Origin of the sequence: Candidatus Endomicrobiellum pyrsonymphae, from assembly GCF_020328025.1 — a bacterium.
Taxonomy (GTDB): Bacteria; Elusimicrobiota; Endomicrobiia; order Endomicrobiales; family Endomicrobiaceae; genus Endomicrobiellum; species Endomicrobiellum pyrsonymphae.
Window position 1 is genome coordinate 1 of record NZ_JAIXMZ010000082.1, and the last position, 4,545, is coordinate 4,545.

Genomic DNA, 4,545 nt, shown 5'->3' on the forward strand with positions numbered 1-4,545 from the left:
ACAAAAAAGCTTCTCTAAATTAAAACCAAACCATCCAAACAGCAAAAGCCCCATACCCAAAAATACATAACGTCCCGTTTGTATTTTTGGGTATGGGGCTTTTGCTGTTTGGATGGTTTGGTTTTAATGCGGGTAGCGCTCTTGCGGCAAGTGGGCTTGCCGCTCATGCGTTTATGACAACGGCAATATCTGCGGCAGCTGGCATGTTAATGTGGATGCGAATCATTGTAAAAGCGTTTAAAACGAATCAACTACTACGAACTTGCGTCTGTAGTAGTGAATTAGAATGCAAGCTCCGCTTGTCCTAAATCTTCTTTTTCTCGATATTTTGCATATCGTTTTATCATTTCATATTATGATAACTTCTCCTGCATAAATATCTAAATTCTTTAGGATTGATTGCTATAAGAATTTACAAAAAAGCTTCTCTAAATTAACACAACTGCAAACTGCTAAGGCTCAAATCGAGTTAAGTATTTTAAAAAATGTGAGATTTTGCTTTACATGTCTGAAATTTTTGTCAAGAATATACTCACTGCAGGACGGCAAATATAGTTTGTAAGGTATATTTCAACATAAGTCCAAATTTTATCGTCTTTCGCTATGTTTATCAAATCAACGTTATTTCCTGAACAACTTGAAAGTGTTTTTATAGTTTTTTCTACATCTCTATCAACAAAAGCATTATTATTTTTTAAATAATCCGCAAAAGAGTAGCCTGATTGTTTTAAAAAACGTAAAATAAAAGCCGTTAACGCTCGCTTTGGGGACATACAAACGGCAAGAATTTCCCAAATCCTTAATATTAAATCATACTTAACCGTATTTGCAAGATTAAAAGGAGCAAATTTATCTCCAATTTCAGCAGCGTACAGAGCGTATATATTTCTTTTAAAATCCGTTTTGATTGTTGTATTATTTTTAAGTATGCGCGCTCCTGTTATTTTCGGTCTTGAAAAATTATTATTAAAAACCATAAACTCGCTTTCGGTTAATGGTTCAGTTGCGGCTGAAAGTTTTGCCGCGATTTTTTTGGCGCTTGGCGCAACGGCTTGAATTTTTCCCCATTCGTAAGAATAAATCGTGATAAGTTTATCATACTCACCATGTATTTTTGAGTTGAGAACCAGTCCTTTTATTGTATAGTACATTTTTTAACACAACTTTGTTCATTTTTTTAAATTGGCATCTTTTATTTTTATGGAGTAATTATTCCATGTTATTTTCTCGCCATTTTCTGGAATTCTGCCGAACAATTCCAAAACCCAATCATTAACTGTAGTACAATTGCTCTTTGGAATACTCGAATTTGGTTCATAGTTTACATTAGATACTGATTCATACGCTTATATAATATATTTATTGCGTTCTATGTATATATTACTGTTTTTTGTTTTAAATCATCTTGATCCCGAACCTCACCAACTATTTCTTCAAGCAAGTCTTTCACAGACGCTATACCTATTGTAAAGCCAAATTCATCAACAACTATCGCAATACTGGTGCCCTATTTTAAACTCCCTGAGTATTTCACTGACATCTGCATTCTCTGGAGCATAGTATGCGGAGCGCGTATTATGTACTCAAGCGCTATAACCCCGCGCTTCGCCACGCAATTGCAAGATCTTTTGTATATATTACATTCCTATGATGTTGTTAATATTTCTTCTAAAAAACAGGAACTCTTGAATATCTTAACCAATTTCTCCAAAGATCAAAATAACGCTCAAATTTATTGCCCATGAACAATTTCTATTAATCATATAAAAAACAGATGTCGTGACGCACGTTGACACAAAGCTCGTAAGCATATCCACAATAACATTAACAGTTAGAATAATTGTAAGTAGCTAATACGGACTGTTCGAGCCATGACAACAAAAATTTGGAAAGTTTTGGAGTTTGAACTATCAGTTTTTTACTCTATAACTTAGACCAAACTTGTAATTCCTATTTCCGCTGCAGAAACCCAAGCTGAAACAAATAAAAGCAAAAGAAATATAATTAACCCCGAGAAAACAAACATTTAAATATCTTATCCTGTTTATCAAACATTTTAGTTTTATTTTCAACATCGTAGTCAGTGTATCCGCAAAGATGAAGAACACCATGTATTGCAAGATACGAAAGTTCTTGCTGCCAAGTATTTCCATATTTTTTTGCCTGTTTTTGAGCGCGATTTTTAGAAATATAAATATCTCCAATAAATAATTCGGGAACCACTAAAAAAGATATTACATCGGTTATACGCCTTACTTTTCTGTATTTTATATTAAGTTTTTTTATTTCCTGATTGCTTACCATTATAAAATTTATTTGGTATTTTTTCACTTTCTCAGATTTCAAAACAGCCACAACAGCTTGTTCTAACAAAGCTACGTACTGTTTTGGAAAATCAACAAAACTTATAAAATTATTGTTTTTATTTGTAATCAATTCTTGCGTGATATATACCCATAATAGTCGAAATCATACTATCGCTTATAATTTTTAAATCTCTTAAAGTTATGGGGCATTCCGAAAACTGCCCATCAATAAACTTATTGTTTATTATTTTTTCCACAGTATCTTTAATTCTTAACGCCGTTGGACCTTCTATACTACGACATGCCGCCTCGCAAGAATCCGCTATCATAACTATTGCCGCAACTTTCGTAGCTGGTTTAGGTCCCGAATATCTAAAATTCTCTATATTCGTATTAGGACCGGATTCTAAAGCTCTGTGATAAAAAACATGCATAGATGTAGTCCCATGATGCTGCCCTATAATGTTAATAATTTCGTTATCGACATTATATTTTCTGGCAAGAGCAATGCCATCTTTAACATGAGAAATCAAAATAAGTTTAGACATTTCCGGAGTTAAATCGTCATGCGGATTATGTCCAGATATTTGATTTTCCATAAAATATTGTGGATTTTTAAGTTTACCTATATCGTGATAATATGCACCTACTCTAGCAAGAAGAGAATTTTCATTTATAGCATTAGCAGCTTGCTCTGCAATGTCCGCCGCCATAATCGAGTGATGGTACGTTCCCGGAACTTCAAGCATAAGTCTTTTGAGCAACAGATTGTTAAAATCTGAAAGCTCTATCAATTTAATATTTGTTGTTCTTGAGAATACTTTTTCAAACAAAGGCATAAACACAAGCATTAAAACGATAGCAAAAGCGCCGTTAAGTGCGCCAAAAAAAAGATTGTATTTAAATTGCGAATCGCCGTAACTGCCCAAAAAATAAAACATTGTTATCATAGCTATATTTGCAATAGCAATTTTGACACCTGTATTTATAAAATCCGACCTCCTACGAATACTTTGTACATTTGTTACAACAACAACTCCGCCACAAAGCATAACAAGAAAAATATCAAATCGCATATCGTTTGAAAAAGCTACAAACAAGCTCAAACTTACAGCGTACAAAATGCCAATTCTTGAGGATAAAAGCATTGCCGACATAAGAGAGAACGCAGCTACCGGAGACAAAAACGGCGATACATACTCTCTTGAAATTTGAAATATCAACACCGCAATAATAAAAAGCAGGCACATCAAAACTACCGCATCGTTATCCTCTAGTATTACTTTTTCTTTGTTTTTGGTTTGCACAACAAAAAAAGAAACTATTGCTGTTATAAAAATAGCCACTGCAACCATAACGTTCCAACATAATCCAAACACTACAACGAGCATGCAGTAAAGCGTTGCGACTGTAAAAAGCAGAGAAGCGAAAACTGGTATTTTGATTTCTCTTGAAAACAAGCTCTTAGATTCTCTTACAACAGGACCTTTACGAGCGTCTGTTCTAAGTTCTCTTGCAACTCTTAGAAGAAAAATACTTATCCTATTTTTTAGTTTCTCCAATAAATTATCCATTCTTCCTCTTTGCATCTCACGACAAATACACGACATGAGATGATTATTCAAGTTCTCAGCTTTCAGACGACAGTCATGGCTGTCACGCTGAAGAAACAAAGCGACTGAAGCATCCAAAAGTGTGAACTCTTCACTTCACTCAGATGACAACGATACGCGTCTTTGTTATCATTCCTCGTCAGGCTTTGCCTGCCATCCTCGATATCTCGTCAATGCCGTTGGCATTGCCAACCCTTTTAGAAGGGCATTGGTCTATTTCTATTGATACATTTGTAATCCCATTATATTTGTTAAAACATCTCTGTTTAAAAACATTCCCAAAGTCTTTTCTAACATATCTCATCTTTTGCTATACCTCTTCGCTCTTCTGTTAAATCGTGCCACGTTATCTCTTATGCTGCTACTGCTACTCCCTATCAAAGCACGTCCCCGATTTCGTTACTGCTAACTTCTCTTGTGGCATGTATCTCTCAAACGCTACCTTATTATAACAACTTTTGCCATCACTATAAAAACTCTTTGCCTCTCTTATTGGCTCTTTTACTTTCCTATATATATTTCTGCAACTCTTTATCACTCTATCGCTTATTTCAATTGCAATAATACTCGTCCTCCTTACTATATATAAGCAGTCCGTATGATTGCTTTGTTGAATTTTGTATATA

General features: G+C 34.5%; 5 protein-coding genes and 2 pseudogenes. 1 reads left to right on the forward strand and 6 read right to left on the reverse strand.

Going from position 1 to position 4,545, the window contains the following annotated elements:
* Window positions 1-65 precede the first annotated feature (65 nt).
* A pseudogene (locus LE180_RS06170) lies at window positions 66-230 on the forward strand (ammonia permease); the annotation flags it as partial.
* 270 nt (window positions 231-500) lie between these two features.
* Here LE180_RS06170 and recO read toward each other — a convergent pair.
* The 6 genes and pseudogenes from recO to LE180_RS06200 form a co-directional block, all read right to left on the reverse strand.
* Window positions 501-1,151: a DNA repair protein RecO gene (gene recO / locus LE180_RS06175; RefSeq protein WP_374134583.1), complete on the reverse strand. Its 651-nt coding sequence runs from the start codon at window positions 1,149-1,151 to the stop codon at window positions 501-503.
* An 18-nt stretch (window positions 1,152-1,169) separates the two neighbouring features.
* A pseudogene (locus tag LE180_RS06180) lies at window positions 1,170-1,310 on the reverse strand (transporter associated domain-containing protein); the annotation flags it as partial.
* 694 nt (window positions 1,311-2,004) lie between these two features.
* Window positions 2,005-2,436 carry an rRNA maturation RNase YbeY gene (gene ybeY, locus LE180_RS06185; RefSeq protein WP_374134584.1) on the reverse strand — a complete coding sequence of 144 codons (432 nt, stop codon included), beginning with the start codon at window positions 2,434-2,436 and terminating at the stop codon, window positions 2,005-2,007.
* Entirely contained in the window at window positions 2,423-3,880 is a 1,458-nt protein-coding gene (locus tag LE180_RS06190; RefSeq protein ID WP_374134585.1) for an HD family phosphohydrolase, read from the reverse strand. Before LE180_RS06190 ends, ybeY begins: the two co-directional genes overlap by 14 nt.
* Window positions 3,881-4,058: 178 nt before the next feature.
* On the reverse strand, window positions 4,059-4,223 hold the full coding sequence (locus tag LE180_RS06195; protein ID WP_374134586.1) for a hypothetical protein: 165 nt from the start codon (window positions 4,221-4,223) through the stop codon (window positions 4,059-4,061).
* Between the two features lie 63 nt (window positions 4,224-4,286).
* Window positions 4,287-4,545 (reverse strand): hypothetical protein (locus LE180_RS06200; protein WP_374134587.1); only part of this gene is annotated, 259 nt, incomplete at its 5' end.